The organism is Streptomyces sp. NPDC048479 (assembly GCF_040651435.1).
Classification (GTDB): domain Bacteria; phylum Actinomycetota; class Actinomycetes; order Streptomycetales; family Streptomycetaceae; genus Streptomyces.
This window is the reverse complement of the sequence record NZ_JBEZKA010000043.1, coordinates 25,858-44,291: the sequence shown is the minus strand read 5'-3', so window position 1 is coordinate 44,291 and position 18,434 is coordinate 25,858. Positions and strand designations below refer to the sequence as shown.

Below are 18,434 nucleotides of genomic sequence, written 5' to 3'. Positions count from 1 at the left end.
CCTCCGGATACGGAGACTTGCGTCCCACCTGGACATCCCTCCCTGGACCATCAAGATCCATTGTCAGGGTGTCCACTCCAAAGGTTCAGCCTCACGATGAGACTTGAACCAGCGAAGCGCTCAGCTGTTACCGGGGTAGCTTCACAGGCCTCGAAGCACACGACTATGGCGACCGGGGCGAAAGAACCATCCGCCGCACCAGGGCACGATGCACCCGGTAGGCGCTGCTGCCGCTGACTGCACGATGGGGCCCGGGGCAACGGGAAGGTTCGACAAGTCCGGAAAATCTTCGGCGGGAATTTTTAAGGGAGATGCGCGGCGCGCACCGTGACGGCTGAGAGGTACCGCTCAATCGACACTGTGTCGGGCTTCAGCACATCGAGATGATCGTGATTGTCGCCCATGCCGAGCACGCCGCCGACCGGTGGTCCATTGCCACCTGGGCAGCCCCGCTCTGATCAAGTTGCGGGAGGCCCCGAAGTCGGTCGGCGGGGGAGCGCGTGGGGGCGAAAAGACGGGCGCCGCCAGGGCTCACGCGGCGGCCCTGCACCTGCGGCGGGCGTGCACGGGAAGCGCAACTTCCTAGTCGACGAGGTGTTCACCAACGGCGCCACGTTCCACACCGTGGCAAGCTCCTGACTGAGGCCGGAGCGGTCGAAGTTCGGGGACTCGTCCTCGCCCGGGTACCACTCGGCTCCTGACGCCAGACGAACCCGTTCTTGAGCATCCAGAGCCCCGCGAAGCGCCCGCCACGTGAGGCCGTACTCAGGGAACGTGTTGGCCTTCTTCGCGAACGCCTTGCCCAGCGGCAACACGGACCATACGCGGCTCGGGTCAGAGTACCCACCTCAGTCAATTGGCCGCCGGGAGAGACATGTACTCGCGGTCCGCAATTCTTGCGCCGGTTCGCACATCCCGGCCTCCAAGCGGCAACGCATGAGCGGTCAAGGAGGGGCTCTCCGCCGCGCCTTGATTGCCGAGACGCTGCAATTCGTGTCCGAAGCCGGGCTGGAGAACTTCAGTGTCGCCAAAGTCACGCGACGGCTTGGCGTCAGTACCGCAGCGCCCTACCGGCATTTCGCCGATCGTGACGACCTGTTCGCCGCGGTCTTCGCCCGCGCAGCGACGGAACTGGCAGGGGAGTGTGAGCAAGTGGTGCGAGCTCAGGCACCTGGAACAGTGTTGCAACTTGCTGCCACGGCCGGCGTTTACGTTCGCTTCCGCCATCGGCGCCGGATCGGCCTCGATCTCATCTTCGGTTCTGTTGTGGGTCGTACCGTGACCTCGTCGACGCACGCAGCGCCCTGGTCCGCACAGTGCTGCCGCTGGCTGCTCGCTTGGTCACCAGTGCGCCGGAGAGGGAACCGGAAGCAGGTGCCGACAACCTCGACGGAGCGACCCTACAGAGGGCCATGGCTCTTCTGGAGGACCATTCCGCCACTGCGCACGGGTTCAGCGCCCTGGTGGAAGCCGGCGTTTCCCTTCCCGGCCATCCAGACGTCGACGACGTGGCCGACCGCGCGGTACGCGCTGCCATAGCGGTCATTACGGCCCACACAGCGACCGCATTTGCAGCGCGCTGATCGAAGGCCACGGTAGGTCTCCTCAGTATTTCCCAACTCCCGTAACACACGGTCTGGTGCTCTTCACAGGCCGACTGCACGTACTGATTCGTCGATACTCTGCGCGACTGATCTTGGCCAACCGCTCAAGTCGCATCGTGTCCGCAGCGGAGCGCGGCGGGGACGTAATCCCATTCGTTGTATGCCAATAGCAATGCAGGCTTGTGTTGTGGTGCGGCGCGCACCATGAATCGGCCGCCTCCGTGATCAGCTCCGGAGGAGGCCACTGTCGGCGTGCTGCCATCCCCGTGTTGGTGCCCGAACCCCGTGCGGCGGTGCTCAGGAGTCCTGCTGACCGGTCCCGGGGGAGGCCATGTGCGTCTGCACGCTGTCGCGGAGTTGACGTCTGTTGGACATGCCGAGCTTGTCGAAGACGTGACTCAGGTGATACTCCACGGTCTTGGAGCTGAGGAAGAGTTCGGCGGCAATCTCCCGGTTGGTCAGTCCACGTCCGATCAAGTGGGAGATCTCGCGTTCCCGCTGTGTCAGCTGCTGGGTCACGATCGCCGGAACGGCTTGCGGCGCATTGGCAGGCGTGGCGAGATCCGCGGCGCAGCGCTCAGCGAAAGGCCGTGCGTCGAGAGCGAGAAAGCGGTCACGGGCACGCTGCAGCCACTCCGCCCCACGCGGTTCCTCCGGCACGAGCAGGCGGCCGTACGCCTGCTCCAATTGCGCCCGGTTCAGCAGTCCGCCATCGTGCCCGACGGACAGCCGCAGTCCCTGTTCGTACGCACTTCGGGCGGCGCGCGAATCGCCGCGGTGCTCGGCGTGCAGACCGGACAGCCACGCCATCGCCGTACGCAGGAACGGTGCTTGACGAGTGTGATCGGTCAGTTGGTGCAGCGACAGTGCGGCATCGTCGGTGCTGCCCGTCATGATGAGCGACTCCGTGAGCGGTGGCAGCCACAGGATCCTTGTCACCAGAGGCCAGCCCGAGGTCATCGCGAGCATCGGCAGCAGATGCCGTACGACGGTGTGGTGGTCTCCCTGCGCGCCGGCCAGCATGGCCCGGCCGAGAGCGGTGTACACCGGAGCGAGGCCCGACGGATAGATCAGGGCGAGCCGCTCCGCGGTCCGCAGCAGGTTCGTGGCCTGGCCCCAGTCGCCTCTCAGGGAAGGCACCCAGGAGGCGGCCGAGTAGCCGACGACGTAGTACCACTGTCTGTCCTGAGCCGACGCATGGGTCAGCGCCCGCTCGGCGTCGATGACGCAATCGTCCCAGTCGCCGCGCAGGAATGCGGCCGTCGCGAGATTGCCGTGCACGTAATCGTCCACTACCGCACGGCCGCTGCTGTGGCCGATCTCCAGCGCTGTCCGCAAATCCTGCTCGGCTTCGGTGAAATCCGGGCCGCTGACCCGCAGCATCCCCCGGAACGCGAGGTCGAGCGCGTCGGCGGGCAACGGATATCCGTCCCCCAGCCTGGGGTTCAGCTCCGCCAGTGTCCTGAGCCCCGCGGCGGGCCCGTTCTGCAGCGCCTGAGCGAAGCCCAGCATGCCGCGTGTCGAGGCGAGAAGCATCTCGTCGGAGTTGCCGATCCTCAGCGCTCTCTCGGCAGCCTCTTGCGCCAGCGTCCCACGCCCCTGCATGACATAGAGGAGGCTGAGCCACGTACTCGCCGCGGCCGTCATGCGCTCTCCCTCCTCCTCCTCCTCGCTCGCCTCCAGTGCGCTGATCAGTAGTTCCTCGGCCCGTGGCAGGGCGCAACGGTAGATGGCCCAGGAGCCGAGCACGAGATTGCGCAGAGCGGTCGGCGCGCAGCCGTCGACGCGTGGCATGAGCGGCTCCGCCCTGGTGTGGTGCCCCAGCCGGATCAGCAGAGCGACCGCGGTCAGGAAGCGCCGCTCGCTCGGGCTCCCGAGCGGGGAGACGTCCGCCGCCCACAGCAGGAGGGTCGCTGCCCGGCCCGGTGTGCCCGCCGCGACTTGCTCCTCGGCGGCCTGCTGCAGCTCCTGGGCGAGGTTCGGGTCGGGTCCATCGCAGGCCGCGACGCGATGGGCCCAGGCGGCTCCCTCCGGCACCAATGCCGCCGCTGTGGCATGCAGGGCGCGCAGCCGGGCGGTGCTCGTCGCCGCGAGAACGCCGTGACGCAGCAGAGGGTGCCTGACCTGGATCGGAGTGGTGGGCTCGGTCGGCTCCCACTGGAGAAGGCCCCTTGCCACCAGCAGGTCGGTGGCCTCCGCCGGATCGGCGACACCGGCCACCTTGGCGGCCAGAGCCAGTGGAACGGGGCCGTCGAGGACGGAGCTTGCCTGCGCGAGGCGGCGCGCCGGTTCGGGCAGTTCGGTCAACTGCTGGCGGACCAGGGCCGCGAGCGAGGGAGGGAACGGGCGGGAATCACTCGCCCCGCGGGGCCTGTCCGCCGGGGTGTCGGCCAGAAGAGCCTGTACGTAAAGGGGGTTGCCGTTGGTGTCCCGGTGAAGCGTCCGGGCCGCCTCGGGACTCATCCGGTGCCCGGTCCGCTCGGCGAGGAGAGCGATGTGGTCCTGGGTGAGGCCGTCGAGCGTCAGGTGCGTGTTCCGTTCCCCCTGTCCGACCAGCCGCCACAGCTCTTGCCCCGCCTCGCCCGCCCGCAGGAGGAACACCGTCAGTACGGCATCCGCCTCAAGTCGGCGCAGTACGAAGCCCAGCGCCTGCAGCGACCCGGGGTCGGCCCACTGGACGTCGTCCACCAGTACGGCCACGGGCCCTGTGCTCTGCGCATCGCCGAGAACATCGAGCAGACGGGCTCCGACGTTCAGCGCGGACGCCCCTGGGGTCGCGATCAGGCCCTCCAGCGCCTCGGCGGTCTTGGACGCGGCCGGGGCCGCATGGCGGATCAGCTGCCCCACGACGCCGAACGCCAGGTCGCTCTCCACGGGAGCGCACACGGCCCGCAGAAGGGTGAAGTCCGCGAGCTGGGAAGACCGTGCCCACTGCCGGGCGAGCGCGGACTTCCCCGAACCGGCCTCGCCCTCGATCACCACGGTCCACGGGCGTCCGGCCCTGGCCGCCGCCACGCATCCGGCGAGGCGCGCCAGTTCGTCCTCGCGGCCGACGAACGGCATGCGGTCCTCAAGGTCCATGACGTTCCCTCCGTCGCGGCAGCGCCTAATTCTTGATGTACGGCTCGGTGGATACGCAGATTCTCACTTTTGCAGCGATTAGGGAATTCTCCTAGTGACCTTTTGGAAGGGTATAGACCAGACTAAATGCGAGCCTCCGCTCCTAAAAGGGTGGCGGCACCCTTTGTCCTCCACGCAAAGAGTTGAAATGAACACCTCACTCCCCGTGGGCAGGCTGACCCGACTGGTCGACTCCGGCCATGCGCTGCGGAACAGGTTGTCCCTGCCTTGGAAATTCTCCACCGACGGCCGGCCCCTGGCGTCAGTAGTGCCCATCGGCTGGCTCAGGGCTCTTCCCGTGTTGATCATCACAGGAGGCGTGCTCATAGATTTCGCGATGCCGACGTGGTTCGAGGTGCGTTTCCTCCTGGCCGCTGTGCCGCCGCTGGCCGCGATTACTTTTGATCCACTCCGCACCGCCTCCCTTTCGCTGGCCGCGTGCGCCGCTTCCGTTTTTCTCGGCTTTCACTACCAGATTCCCGAAGAGCTCATCACGCTGGAGGATCTCGGCTCCTTCTCCCTTGTCGCCCTGCTGTGCGTCCTGCTCGCCATGGCCCGGTCCCGGGGCGAGCGCCGGCTGAGCCGTATGCGGTCCGTAACGGAGACAATGGTGCGCACCCTGCTGCTGCCCATGCCCTCCAGGCTCGGTCGACTGAGCATCGCCGGCTTCTACCGGGCCTCCGACGAATCCGCCGGTGTGGGTGGTGACTGCTACGACTTCCAGCAGACCACCTTCGGCACCCGCGCCCTCGTGGCCGACGTACGGGGCAAGGGCCTGGAAGCGGTGGGGACGACCGCGGCCGTACTGGGCACCTTCCGGGAGGCGGCACACCATGCTCCCGATCTGCCCGCCCTCGTCGACTGCCTGGAGGCTCGCCTGGAACGCCACCGGGCGTCCCTCGGCTCGGAGGGTGCGGAGCTCTTCGTCACAGCGGAGCTGTTCGAGTTCTCCGACGAGGAATCAGTGGTACGCATTGCGAACTGCGGCCACCCGTCTTCGCTGCTGATCCGCCGCGGCGCCGTCGGGCCACCGAGGGGGCACACGCCCGGTCTGCCCCTTGGCCTCCGCAGGATGACGATGCCGGGCGAGGAGCCACAGGTGTCTGTCACCACCGAGCGGCTCGGGCCCGGTGATGTCCTGCTGGCCTACACCGACGGCGTGACGGAGACACGCAATCGAGCGGGGGAGTTCTACCCCCTGCGCAGCCGGTTGACGGAGACCGTCTCGCCCGAGCGGATGCCGCGGCCCCGCGACGTGACCATGTTCGTCGAGAAGGATCTGCTTTCGTACGGCCGACGGCAGAAGGCCACCGATGACGTCGCGGTCGTCGCCATGTCGGCCACCGGCTCCTGATCCGACCAGGGACTTCCCCTGATTCGCCCGCGCACCGCACCGGCGCATCGTAAAGGGGTCGGAGAGCTCCATTCCTTCACCGAAGAATGCAGGCGAACGCTCATGGCAAGCACACGCGACCAGCCCGCCCGACCGGAGGTCGTCCACCGGGTGGTGGACCTGGAATCCCAGATCCGGGCACCACGCTATGCGCGCCACGTCCTGAAGGACGTACTTGAGGAGAAGAAGCTGCTCAGCGCTTCGGAGGAGAAGATACGGGACCAGGCGCACGCCGCCTTGCTCGTGGTCTCCGAATTGGTGACCAATGCCTGCCGCCACGCCACCGGGCCGCGCGAAATGCGGCTGATCTGGCACGGCAGGGTCCTTCTCATAGAAGTGGACGACGCCAGCGGGATGTTCCCGGCCGTGGTCCCCGACGCCGCGCGCGGCCCCGACGGTGGATACGGCCTCGGCCTCGTCGAGGAACTGGTCGACGGCTGGGACGTTCTTCCGAATTCGGAGGGAAAGACGGTGCAGGTCTCGATGGAATTCCCTCAGTGAAGGGTGCCACCGGGCCGATGGCGCCGTCTGACGGGAGCTGTCCCGGAAGCGCGCCATACGCGGAGCAAACAGCCCGGAGGCTGGGATGGCCGCCGATGGGCGCCCCGCGCGCCGAAAGTCCAGCCGGCCGACTACGCCCATGGGCACGTCACCTGCCAAGGGGTGGCCAGCGCCCTGCCGCAGGTAGTGGGTAGTGGGTAGCCGTCGAGCGGCCGGTGAGCCAGCGCAAGAGGTCATGTTGATCCGCATTCTGATCGTCGAGCAGGACGCCGACTCGGCTGCCTTGCACAGCAGATTTGTCCACTCCCTCGCCGGGTTCCACGTCATCGGCCGGGCACGCTCCGGACTGGAGGCATTGCGACAGCTGCGTACCCACAGAGACGCGGTGGACGTCGTCCTGCTCGATCTGCAGCTGAGCGACGGATCGCTCCCCGGGCTGATAAGTGCCCTGCGCTCCCGACCCTGTCCCATCGACATCATCGGTGTCACGCAGGGAGACGCCGGGGAACCGCTGCGCGCGGCATTCGCACTTGGGGTCGTCCAGTGCCTGGTCAGGCCCCTCAGTTACGCCACGCTGAGCCGACAACTCGCGCGCTACGCCTGGTTCAGGGCGGTGGCGGCCCAGCCGAACATGTCGGTCAGTCAGCAGGATGTCGACGCCTTGTACGCGATCCTCCACACGCCGAGTGGCCTTGAACCAGCGGCTCCCAAAGGGCTGTCCGGCGCCACGCTGAGTTTGATTGCGGACATCATGTGCAATGCGGGCAGGCCTGTCACTGCGGAGGAGACCGCCCGCACCGTCGGCCTGGGACGGGTCACAGCCCGCCGGTATTTGGAACACCTGGCCGATGCCGGCCTTGTGCAACGGACCCCGCTCTACGCGGGTGTCGGCAGACCCACCATCGTCTACTGCTGGCGGCGAGCACCGACTGAGCCGACGCGTAGCCCCCCGGACCACCACCTCGGCTGAAATGCCAGGCCCCGGATCGCCCGCGGCCTGTGAACGGAACGCACTCAATCTGTACGTCGAACGACGGATCGTCGAAGGTCTTGCCACAACATCGGCCGGACCAGCCACGCGCCCCAGGGCCCGTGGAGGGAAAGGAATCACACATGACGCACTTCAGCAGAACGCTCCGAGCTATCAGGGGTGTCATCGCCACCAGCGCGTTCGCCGGGCTCGTGCTTGGCACGTCCGGTGCTGCCCAGGCGGCACCAGCGGCGGAACCCCGCGCGGCCGGCGAGCGCATGGCGACCACAGGCTGCGGCAAGGCGCCCGAGGTGACGCCAGGAGTCACCTCGGAACAGCGGATTGAGTCCGGCGGACTCGCGCGGTCGTATACCGTCCACCTCCCTGAGAACTACAACCCTGGGCACCGCTACCCTGTTGTGCTCTCCTACCACGGCCACAAGCGCACCTCGCAGTGGCAGGAAGAGCTGTCCGGCTTCTCCGCCTACGACACCATCGCCGTCTACCCGCTGGGGCTGACCGGCACCGACGGCGAGTCGGCCTGGCAGGGTGCGCCGTACTCGGCCGACGCCGACGACGTACAGTTCACTGGCGATCTGCTGGACCGTCTCCAGCAGCAGTTCTGTGTCGACGAGCGGCGGATCTACGCTGCGGGCAAGTCCAACGGCGGCGGGTTCGTCGGTGTCCTGGCGTGCCGCATGCCCGAACGTATCGCGGCTTTCGCCCCGGTCGCCGGCGCCTTCTACCCGCAGAGCGGACCCTGCGAGCCTTCCAGGCCCACGTCCATCATCGCCTTCCACGGCACGCAGGACGCGACGATCCCCTACGAGGGGAACCCGGCCAAGGGGCTGCCCGCGCTGCCCGACTGGCTCGAGGGCTGGGCCGAGCGTGACGGATGTCGTCCGGAGCCGAAGACCAGCACACCGCAGCCGCAGGTGCAGGTGCAGGTGCAGGTCCAGCGTTGGACCGGTTGTGACCGCGCGTCGTCGCTGGTCCACTACCGCGTCGAGGGTGCTAAGCACGTGTGGCCGAGCACGACGCCCAACAACGACTCCAGCACCCCCACCGTGATCGATGCCACGCCGGTCATCTGGGACTTCTTCAAGAGTCACGCGCTCAAGCACTGAGAAGGCTCCAAGGCTCCCGGCGGCGTGGGCCTGTCAGGACATCCGCCGGGAGCCTGCATCTCATGAACCGAAGAGGTGCGGATTTTCCATACGCTGCCGATAAGCTCGCCGATATCCCCTTGATCCCGGTTGAGCAATGGAGTTGCCGCCGGAGGCGGGGAGCAGGAGGAGCGCGTGCGCGTGCTGATTGTCGAGGACGAGCCGTATCTGGCGGAGGCTCTCCAGGCGGGCCTGCGCCGGGAGGCCATGGCCGTCGATGTCGCCCCCGACGGAGCGTCCGCTCTTGAACGGCTTGCCTGTCACGACTACGACGTGGTCGTCCTCGACCGTGACCTGCCGCACGTTCATGGCGACGACATCTGCCGACGGCTGAGCGCGGAGGGGCGTTCAGTGCGCATTCTGATGCTCACCGCCGCCTCCTCGCTCGACGACAGAGTCGGGGGTTTTCAGCTGGGCGCCGACGACTACATGGCCAAGCCGTTCGACTTTCCCGAGCTGGTGGCCCGGCTGCACGCGCTGCACCGCCGGGCCGGCGAGCCGCAGCCTCCTGTGCTGGAGTTCACCGGGCTCCGCCTCGACTCCTTCCGGCGCGAGGCCTACCGCGACGACCGCTATTTGCGTCTGACCCGCAAGGAGTTCGCCGTACTGCGGGTGCTGATGCAGGCCGACGGCGGTGTCGTCAGCGCGGAAACGTTGCTGGAGAAGGTCTGGGACGAACACGCCGACCCTTTCACCAACGCTGTACGCATCACGGTTTCCACTCTCCGCCGCAAGCTCGGCGGGCCGTCCCTGCTGCACACGATGACCGGAGTCGGCTACTACCTCGCGGCCCCGGCGGGCAGCCGTACGTGAAAGCGCAGTTCCTCCGCCGCCGACCGGGGTGTGTTTCCCGGTCGGCGGCGGACTTGTGCCCCCGCTGTCAGCAGGCCTTGCGTACGTAGCCGGACTCCGTCGGCTCGTGCACCTGCAGGTCGCGCTGGACTATGGACAGCTTGCCTCCCCAGGTGGAGCAGGCGCGGCTGAAGTCCTGCTTGCGGTATTCGATGACGAAGACACGGTCGCCGTAGCGGGCCGTGTAGTCATCGCATTCGTTCCACCGGCCGCACTCCTCCGCCACGGCGAAGTCGAAACCGTTCCGCTTGCTCTCGGTAAGCAGATCCGCGGTGTTCTTCTGGGCGATGGCCAGGCCCTTCGCGTGTGCGCGCTCCGCCAGGAGCTTGGCGAAGGCCGACGCATGTGACTTGGTCAGCCGGCCGCCGGAACGGTCGTAGGAGTCGAAGTTGTCGGGCTCGACGCCCTTGAAGCCGCTCTTGGCACAGCCGTCGATCCAACCGCCGACGATGGCGGCCAGCCTCTTGCGTTTGCCGGTCGTCGAAATATCCAGCAGAGCCTCGTCCCACCCGCCGTCGACCACGTTGCGACCCTGGGCGTCCTTCAGGAGAAGGTCGTTGTGCTTGGACTTCCACCAACTGAGCTCTTCGGGCTGCGCCTGGAAGGCGTTGACGTAGCAGATGTTGTACAGACCTGCGGCGGGGCTGTCCGAGCGGTCGCGCACGACCACCTTCACTCCGGCTGCGGGCTTGTAGGCGCCGCCGATCTGATAGTCGAAGGGAGCATTCGCGGGCGGCAGGGTGACCTTCTTGGTGCCTGCGGCCTGAGGCGCGGGAGCCTTGCTACCGACGCCCGTCACAGCGGAAGCGCCGAACCACAGCGCTCCGGCGCCCAGCGCCCCGACAACGCCGACGGTGACACCAACTCGCACTGTTCTCGCTGTCCTGGACGGGGCGACGTGCTGGACCACTGATCCTCCTGGGGGCAAGGGCTTCCCCGGTGGGGAGAGCCCGGAAACTGCAGCACCGAAGTTGATCACTACGGCTGTTCGGCCGCCGTATGGCCGAGACCATACGCTCGCGAGACATTCGTTACGGTCGACTAGTGCCCGAGTCGGGAATTCGCTGCGTAATTGGTGGTTGGTTCGGCATGATGTCCGGATGGCGAGGACGGGACGGCCGAAGGCCGAGCTGGTACTGACCGATGATGAGCGTGAGACGTTGTCCCGCTGGGCCAGGCGTCGTACATCCTCGCAGGCTCTGGCCCTGCGGTGCCGGATCGTGCTGGAGTGCGCAACAGGTGCCTCGAACAAGGATGTTGCCGCTCATCTGGGTGTTGCGGCACATACGGTCAGCCGGTGGCGGGCGCGTTTCGTGCAGGACCGTCTGGAAGGTCTGGCCGAAGAGCCCCGGCCGGGCGGGCCGCGGACGGTGACCGATGAGCAGGTCGAAGAGGTCGTCGTGCGCACGCTGGAGAGCACGCCGAAGGGCGCGACGCACTGGTCGACACGGGAGATGGCCCGGCAGACCGGGCTATCGCAGTCGACCGTCTCGCGGATCTGGCGGACCTTCGGCCTCAAACCGCACCTGGTGGACACGTTCAAGCTCTCGAAGGATCCGCAGTTCATCGAGAAGGTCCGCGATGTCGTGGGGCTCTATCTCGCGCCTCCTGACCGGGCACTGGTGCTGTGTGTGGACGAGAAGACGCAGATCCAGGCCCTGGACCGATCGGCCCCGGTGCTGCCGATGATGCCCGGCATGCCTGAGCGCCGCAGCCACGACTACGTGCGCGGCGGGGTCATCACCTTGTTCGCCGCGCTGAACACCGCCACCGGCGAGGTGATCGGCTCACTGCACCGCCGGCATCGCGCGGTGGAGTTCAAGAAGTTCCTCGTCCGGCTGGACAAGGAAGTTTCCGCCGACCTCGACGTGCACCTGATCTGCGACAACGCATCCACACACAAGACGCCGGCGATCCAGAAGTGGCTGCTGGCGCACCCGCGGTTCCACATGCACTTCACCCCGACCAGCTCCTCCTGGCTCAACCAGGTCGAGCGGTGGTTCGGCCTGCTCACCGACAAACAGATACGGCGAGGCGTCCACAAGAACGTCCAGGCCCTGGAGAAGGACATCCGCAACTGGATCAAAACTGGAACCAGGACCCGAAGCCCTTCGTCTGGACGAAGACCGCAGACGAGATCCTCGAACGCCTCGCCGGATATCTGAACCGAATTCCCGACTCAGGACACTAGGTCCTGCGGCGGCCCCCATCGCCGCCACACGGCGGCGCGGCCGGGGAGCGGTCGCCCGCTCCCCGGCCGCGTCGACCAGTCCCCGACGCCTACGCCCCCGCCTCATAGCTGCATCATAGAGTTGCAGCAGAAAGCACTTCTGCTACTCTAAGTTCAGGTTTCTGCGCATTATCGGAGCATGGCGATTACGTTGACCGTGGGTAGCCCACCAGACCTCGTCCCTCGGAAAGTGAGGGGACACGGCATCGACGACACATCGCGTCCTGAAGTGGTAGCGCGGCTGCGCGCCACATACGCTCTCGCGGCGGACGTGGCGAAGCCGAGAGTCGGGGGCTGGGCATCGGAACTGGCCAACACGGTAAGCGAGTTCTACGGCGCGGACCCCAGACGCCTGTCCGATTGCGGCCGCAGGCACACGGTACACAGCGCCCACCGTGCTCGCCGGGTTCAGGACGTCGCGTCGGTGCTGGCGCCGGAGAGCGAGACCGTCAGCCCCGTGCTGCGGGTCCGGGGCGTGCGGAACGTGGAAGAGGCGATCACGTTCGTCTCCGACGGCCCAGACCGCCGGCCGGCTATGGGTTCACCCGCTCAGGCAGCACCGCGGCCGCGTTCGTACGGCGTCCCTTCTCCGGAGACCGTCGGCATCAACAAGGTCGTACGGCAGGGCACCACACCGCACTTGCCGTTCGATGGGGCGGCGGACAGCGGCATGGGCACCTATGACGGACGCTGGGGATTCGACACCTTCAGCCACCGCAAGGCCGGCCTGGTCGGGTCGACGCGTGTCGATCTCCCCCTGGGCCACTCGCCGTACACCCAGGCCAAGTCCGCTTCGCCTACCGGCTTCTGTAACCGCGCATGCTGACCGCGCCACGAAGGCGAAGGGGCGTCAGCCTCGTCTCAACGGGGTGCGGCGCCGTGCAGCACGGTGTCGACGACCAGGGATGCCATCTTGTCGACATCAGCGTCTGCCCAGGGACCGCCCTCCATGACCTGGCCGATGAGCGCGTAGTAGACGCTGCGCACCCAGTCCAGGTCGGCGGCCGCGTCGATCAGACCCGCCAGTTGTGCACGGCGCAGCAGGGCGACACAGTCCTCCGCCATCTCGGCCTGCGTCCGTGCGCTTTCCGGTGTCGCGGGGATTCCGTGGAAAGCGAATCTCCAGTTGCGCTTCACCTGCAGCACATTGGCCGCGACCTGATGCAGCGCGACAAGCGGCGGAGCGGTCCGAGGCCGGGCTGCCTCCACAGCGGCGCGGAAGTCCGCCAGCGCCGAGGCCATCATGGTCTCCAGCAGGGATTCGCGGGTGGCGAAGTGGCGGTGGATCGTCGTCCTGGCCACCCCTGCGGCTTCGGCGATCTGTTCCATCGTCGAGTCCGGGTTGTCACCGAGCGTCTTTTCGGCCGCCGCGAGAATGGCGGTGACCGAGCGCCTGGCGTCCGCCCGTCGCGGGCGCTCCCCGGAAACCTTCAAGGGTGTCACGTCTCCTCGACGCTATTGGGACTCGTTATGTGTCCGATCCGGGTCATGGTAGGTCGTGTGGTCTGCGAAGTGCAACGCGATGTAGCGCATACCGATACTTCCGGACCGCTGACACGTCCGCTGCCGCAGAAGCGCACCGGCCGGCCCGTACGCGTCGCACCCAGGAGCAGCGCGACGGTAACCACCGGTCGTCAGCAGAGCCCGGAGTGCGGCTCGGCCCTGCGGCCTCACGGCCCCTTGAGGACCTCACCGCCCTTCATGACGAAATCCACGTCACGGAAGGCCGTCATATCCTGGGTCGCGTCACCGCGCACGGCGACGATGTCCGCGAACTTGCCGGGAGCGATCGAACCGACGCGGTCCTCCCAGCCCATGCACTCGGCGGCGGTCACCGTGGCCGACGCAAGGGCCTGCAGCGGGGTCATGCCGTGATCGACCATGGTCTGCAGCTGGTTGCCGCGCAGTTCGTGGGGGAAGCAGCCGGAGTCGGTGCCGAAAGCCACCTTGACGCCGGCCCGTACGGCCTTGGTGAACGCCTCTCGCTGCACGAGGGTCGCCTCGTCGTTCTTGGCCAGGGCTTCTTCGCTCCAGCCGTTGGCGGCGGCTTCGGCGGTGATCCAGTCGCTCCACCAGATGTCGGGGACCAGGTAGGTCCCGTGCCGCAGCATCAGCTCGATGCCTTCGTCGTCGAGGTAGCTGCCGTGCTCGATGGAGCGGACGCCGGCGCGGACGGCCATCTTGATGCCTTCGGTACCATGTGCGTGGGCCGCCACATGGGCGCCGTACCACCGCGCTTCCTCGACGGCCGCGCGCATCTCGGCCTCGTTGAACTCCGCTGCCCCCGGCGCGGTGCCGTCGGTCATCACCGAACCGGTGGCGACGAGTTTGATCAGATCCGCGCCGCCGTGGAGGATCTCTCGCACGCACCGGCGCACCTCGTCGACCGTACCCGCCACGCCACGACGGAACTCTCGCGGAAGAGTGATGTCGGGAGCGAGGCCCTGGATCGCTCCGCCTCCGCTGGAGACGGTCACGAAGGCGCCGGCAGCTGCCATCCGGGGCCCCGGAACGATGCCGTCGTTGATGGCATCGCGCAGCGCTGTATCGGTGAACGCCCGGTAGGTGCCCACGTCGCGGACCGTGGTGAAACCACCCAGCACGGTCGTACGGGCATTGCGGACGCCTTCCAGGACCTGCTGCGCGCCGGTGGTGGTCAGCTCACCGCAGCAGTCCCCGGATCCCTCCGGGCCGACGAGATGGGTGTGCAGGTCGATGAGGCCAGGTATGACCGTCGCGTCCCGCAGATCGATCACCCGTGCCCCGGGGGGCGGAGTGTCGGACGAGTCCTGGATCGCGGTGATGCGGTCGCCGGTCACGACAACCGCCCGACCGGTCAGGACTCGCCCGGCGACGACATCGACCAGGTGGCCGCAGTGCAGGACGGTGGGTGCGGTGGACATGGAACTCCTAGGAGAATGCAGAGCGGGAAGGGCGACGGGACCGGGAAACGGCCGTCATTCCGAGACCCACAGCCGGTCGTAGTACGCGGCTGTCTCCCCGCGCATGGTGTAGTCACGCACGCGCGGACTGCGGGCGGCGAGGAAGCGCAGCGAGGACAGGAACACTGCGGGCGCGTCGTCCTTGAGGATTTCCTCGGCCCGGGCGATGGCGGTCATGCTCTGCTTCTCGCCCGTACTGCGTCGTGCCTGCGTGAGCAGCGCGTCCACCCGCCCGTTGCTGTAGCCGGTGTAGTTGCTGGACCCGTCGGAGGCGAAGCACTGACCCGCCAGGTCGAGGGCGTTGGGCATCGCCATGTACCACCTGGCGGGGTAGACGTCCCCCTGCTTGTCATAGGTGGCCTCGTCGAACGCGCTCTTGGACATCTGCTTGAGGACGAGGTCGACGCCCACCGCGCTCCACTGCTGCTGCAGGACCTGGCTCAGGTTGCCCCAGGGATCCTCACCGGAGTGCAGGAACTCCAGGCGCAGGCGCCGGACGCCTGCCGCGGCCAGCAGACTCTTGGCACGCTCCGGGTCGTAATCGTAGGGCTTGGCGGTACGCCGGTAGCCGGGAAGCTCCTTGGGCAGCGGCAGACCCCAGGGCTCCTGGGTGCCATAGGTGAGCTTCATCAGGTTTTCGCGGTCGGTCGCGAGGTTGAGGGCCTGGCGTACCCGGCGGTCACGCAGCTCCGGGCGGCCGAAGTTGAAAGCGAGCCAGCTGGTCGCTCGGACCGGGACGTCCAGGGTGTACTTGCTGCCCAGCCCCGGGTCGGCGCGCACCTGCGGGCCGAGCGACGACGGGATGCCGTCACCGAGGACGTCGATCTGCCCCTTGCGCAGCTGGAGCAGTCCCAGGTCGCTGCTGATGCCCCATCGGTACTCCAGGGTGTCGATGAACGGCGTGCCCTTCTGGAAGTAGTGCGGGTTGCGCCGGAAGACCGACTTGCGTGCCTTGCCGTCGTACGAGGCGCTCATGAACGGGCCCGTGCCGACCGGACGTCGGCCGAATTCCTTGCCGAGCCTTTCGACCTCTTCCCGTGGCACCGCGGCCATGTACGGCTGGCACAGGACGTGTACGAAGGTGATGTCGGGCGCGGTCAGCCGCACGCGCAGCGTGTGAGCGTCCACGCGCCGGAGGCCGGAGACCCGTTTCGCCTTTCCCTCGGAGTAGGCGGTCGCGCCCTCGATGCTGAGGAGGTAACTGCTCGCCCAGGAAGCCAGTTCCGGGTCCAGCACCCGGGTCCACGAATAGATGTAGTCGTCGGCGACCACCCGCCGGCCGTTGTGGAACCTGACGTCGTGCCGAAGCCGGAGGGTGTATGTGCGGCCGTCGTCGGAGATCTCCGGCAGGTCGGCCGCGGCGCTCGGGGCGGGGCCGCCGTGCGCTCCGTCGAACTGGAGCAGCGGAGTGTTGAGCACGGTGGAGATGGCCTCCCACGCCTGCGGGTCCCAGGCGACCGCGGGGTCGTAGGTCATCGGCTCCTCGGCCCAGGCTGTGATCACCCGGCCGCCGCGGCGGATCCTGCCGGACCCGGGCGGCCCTGGAGCGAGTGTGGGAGGGGCAGGGGTGTTGCCGGGCCGCTGCGCCATGGAGGACGGCGTCTCGCCGGGCAGGCATGCCGAGAGGAACGTGGCCGTAGCGCCGAGGCCCAGGCCTTGCAGAACAGTACGGCGGTTCACGGGGGCGGACATGGCAATCCTCGATCCGATCCAGAGGTGTGGTCGAGTGGAGCGGATACTGCCGGTCCCACGAGGTACCGGCTCCGAATCCAAGGCCACCTACTGACTGTCCCATCAGTCAAACTGCGTCGCGTTCGAGCTGTCAAGGGTTTGCTGCCTCCATGCGGTCTCCACTCGGAGTCGATTGGGTTGCGAAGCCGATTCGTGGCCGATTCACGGACTAGTGACTCACCGGTAACCAGTGGATTCATATTGACTCGTGAATCAGTAAGGCTCTACGGTCCGAAAGAGATGGCCCGCTGGGCCTCCTTCCACTTGCTCGGCAGCCGGGATCGCTCCGGCCCCGCCATCCCTAGGAGCATGACCATGGAATCCACGGCCGGCCCAGGTGCCATCGGCACCTTCGCCCCAGACCGCCGTACCTTCTGGATAGACGGTCGGTGGCAGTACCCCCGCGCCGGAGCGGATGCCCCCTTCTGTACGGTGACGAACCCCGCCTCCACACGCACCGTCGGCCGCGTCCCCGTCGGCAGCGCCGAGGATGTCGACGACGCCGTACGCGCCGCCCGGGAAGCGTTCGCCCAATGGGCAACCACCACCCCCGCGGCGCGTGGCACCCTGCTCTCCACCGTGGCCGCCGGAATCCGTGGCCGCGAAGACGAGTTCGCGGCCGTGATCACCGCCGAAATGGGCGCACCGCGGGACAACGCACTCGGCGTACAGACCCGGCTCGCGGCCGAGGTCTTCGAGTCCTACGCCGAGCTCCTCGGGACCTACGCGTGGGAGGAGCGCATCGGCACCTCCCAGATAGTCAAGGAGCCCGCCGGAGTCGTCGCCGCGATCACGCCCTGGAACTACCCCCTCTATCTCATCGCCGCCAAGGCGGCCGCCGCCCTCGCCGCCGGCTGCACCATCGTCCTCAAGCCCAGCCAGGATGCTCCCCTGGACGCCTTTCTGCTGGCCGAGATCTTTGCCGGGGCCTGCGACGCCACCGGGGCCCCCGGGGGTGTGTTCAACCTGCTCACCGGCGCCGGGGCGGTAGTGGGCCAGGCACTTGCCGAGCACCCCCAGGTGGACGTCGTTTCCTTCACCGGTTCCACCGCTGCGGGCCGCAAGGTGGCCGCAACCGCGGCCGCGACCGTCAAACGCGTCGGCCTGGAACTGGGCGGCAAGTCCGCCTGCGTTGTACTGGCCGACGAACCGGGCGGCAGCGAAGTCGGCGACCTCGGGAAGATTCTGAGCGCCGCCCTGGACGATGTCTTCCACAACTCTGGCCAGACCTGTACCGCCTGCACTCGCATCCTGCTCCCCGACGTCGTCTACGACGAGGCGGTCCAACTGGCTGCCGCCGAGGCGCGTCGCCGGCGCCTGGGTGATCCCTCCAGCCCCGGCGACCACCTCGGCCCCATCGCGACGGCCGCCCAGTACGACACCGTGCTGTCCTACATCGACCGCGGCGTGGCCGAGGGCGCGCGCCTGGTGGCCGGTGGGAAGACGGAGGAGGCAGACCGCCCCGACGGCTTCGGCGACGGATTCTGGGTCTCGCCCACCGTCTTCGCGGACGTCACGTCCGACATGTCGATCGCCCAGGAGGAGATCTTCGGGCCGGTGGTGACCCTGCACCGCTACCACGACGAGGACGAGGCCGCTGCCATTGCCAACGACTCGGTCTACGGGCTCGGCGGAGCCGTCTGGTGTGCGGACCCGGTCAGAGCCGGTTCGTTCGCTCGCCGGATCCGCACCGGCCGGGTCAGGGTGAACGGCGGCTCCTTCAACGTCGCGGCACCGACCGGCGGATACAAGCAGTCGGGCATCGGCCGCGAATTGGGTGCGCACGGACTCGACGAGTACCTCGAGATCAAGACCCTTCAGTGGTGACCGGTGCCGGCGCCGGGAAAGCCCGGACGGAACCAGTCCCGACCTTCCGTCGACACGCTGAGAGGACCCCCCATGGCCGCCCCTGTCAATGACGCCGC

General features: G+C 67.6%; 13 protein-coding genes and 2 pseudogenes. 9 read left to right on the top strand and 6 right to left on the bottom strand.

Annotated features, from left to right (window positions below; translation table 11 throughout):
• Positions 1–936: 936 nt before the first annotated feature.
• Positions 937–1,098 (top strand): annotated as a pseudogene (locus AB0D12_RS37535) (TetR/AcrR family transcriptional regulator); the annotation flags it as partial.
• A gap of 302 nt (positions 1,099–1,400) precedes the next feature.
• Here the strand turns inward: AB0D12_RS37535 and AB0D12_RS37530 are convergent.
• Both AB0D12_RS37530 and AB0D12_RS37525 read right to left on the bottom strand, forming a co-directional pair.
• Positions 1,401–1,556, bottom strand: coding sequence for a hypothetical protein (locus AB0D12_RS37530; protein ID WP_362693506.1), 156 nt, complete (start codon positions 1,554–1,556; stop codon positions 1,401–1,403).
• Positions 1,557–1,901: 345 nt separating this feature from the next.
• Entirely contained in the window at positions 1,902–4,685 is a 2,784-nt protein-coding gene (locus AB0D12_RS37525; protein ID WP_362693501.1) for an AAA family ATPase, read from the bottom strand.
• Positions 4,686–4,872: 187 nt separating this feature from the next.
• Between AB0D12_RS37525 and AB0D12_RS37520 the strand changes: the two genes are divergently transcribed.
• The 5 genes from AB0D12_RS37520 (at position 4,873) to AB0D12_RS37500 (ending at position 9,567) form a co-directional block, all read left to right on the top strand.
• Complete coding sequence (locus AB0D12_RS37520; protein WP_362693498.1) at positions 4,873–6,078, top strand: PP2C family protein-serine/threonine phosphatase; 1,206 nt, start codon at positions 4,873–4,875, stop codon at positions 6,076–6,078.
• A 102-nt stretch (positions 6,079–6,180) separates the two neighbouring features.
• On the top strand, positions 6,181–6,618 hold the full coding sequence (locus AB0D12_RS37515) for an ATP-binding protein (RefSeq protein ID WP_362693495.1): 438 nt from the start codon (positions 6,181–6,183) through the stop codon (positions 6,616–6,618).
• 235 nt (positions 6,619–6,853) lie between these two features.
• Positions 6,854–7,588, top strand: coding sequence for a response regulator (locus AB0D12_RS37510; protein WP_362693492.1), 735 nt, complete (start codon positions 6,854–6,856; stop codon positions 7,586–7,588).
• A gap of 143 nt (positions 7,589–7,731) precedes the next feature.
• Positions 7,732–8,715 (top strand): alpha/beta hydrolase-fold protein, encoded by a 984-nt coding sequence (locus AB0D12_RS37505; protein WP_362693489.1) that lies wholly within the window; start codon positions 7,732–7,734, stop codon positions 8,713–8,715.
• Positions 8,716–8,889: 174 nt separating this feature from the next.
• Positions 8,890–9,567 (top strand): response regulator transcription factor, encoded by a 678-nt coding sequence (locus tag AB0D12_RS37500; RefSeq protein WP_362693486.1) that lies wholly within the window; start codon positions 8,890–8,892, stop codon positions 9,565–9,567.
• Positions 9,568–9,634: 67 nt separating this feature from the next.
• On the opposite strand, the gene AB0D12_RS37495 is transcribed toward AB0D12_RS37500, so the two are convergent.
• Entirely contained in the window at positions 9,635–10,477 is an 843-nt protein-coding gene (locus AB0D12_RS37495; protein WP_362693483.1) for an endo alpha-1,4 polygalactosaminidase, read from the bottom strand.
• 229 nt (positions 10,478–10,706) lie between these two features.
• Between AB0D12_RS37495 and AB0D12_RS37490 the strand changes: the two are divergent.
• Positions 10,707–11,797 (top strand): annotated as a pseudogene (locus tag AB0D12_RS37490) (IS630 family transposase).
• Positions 11,798–12,260: 463 nt separating this feature from the next.
• Positions 12,261–12,662 carry a hypothetical protein gene (locus tag AB0D12_RS37485; protein WP_362693481.1) on the top strand — a complete coding sequence of 134 codons (402 nt, stop codon included), beginning with the start codon at positions 12,261–12,263 and terminating at the stop codon, positions 12,660–12,662.
• 35 nt (positions 12,663–12,697) lie between these two features.
• Here the strand turns inward: AB0D12_RS37485 and AB0D12_RS37480 are convergent, their stop codons facing one another.
• The 3 genes from AB0D12_RS37480 to AB0D12_RS37470 all read right to left on the bottom strand — a co-directional run bounded on the left by AB0D12_RS37480 (position 12,698) and on the right by AB0D12_RS37470 (position 16,470).
• Entirely contained in the window at positions 12,698–13,270 is a 573-nt protein-coding gene (locus AB0D12_RS37480; protein WP_362693479.1) for a TetR/AcrR family transcriptional regulator, read from the bottom strand.
• Positions 13,271–13,506: 236 nt separating this feature from the next.
• Positions 13,507–14,739, bottom strand: a complete 1,233-nt coding sequence (locus tag AB0D12_RS37475) for an amidohydrolase family protein (RefSeq protein WP_362693476.1) — start codon at positions 14,737–14,739, stop codon at positions 13,507–13,509.
• 54 nt (positions 14,740–14,793) lie between these two features.
• On the bottom strand, positions 14,794–16,470 hold the full coding sequence (locus tag AB0D12_RS37470) for an ABC transporter substrate-binding protein (protein ID WP_362693473.1): 1,677 nt from the start codon (positions 16,468–16,470) through the stop codon (positions 14,794–14,796).
• A gap of 354 nt (positions 16,471–16,824) precedes the next feature.
• On the opposite strand from AB0D12_RS37470, the gene AB0D12_RS37465 reads away from it, so the two are divergent.
• Positions 16,825–18,336: an aldehyde dehydrogenase family protein gene (locus AB0D12_RS37465; protein ID WP_362693470.1), complete on the top strand. Its 1,512-nt coding sequence runs from the start codon at positions 16,825–16,827 to the stop codon at positions 18,334–18,336.
• Positions 18,337–18,434 lie beyond the last annotated feature (98 nt).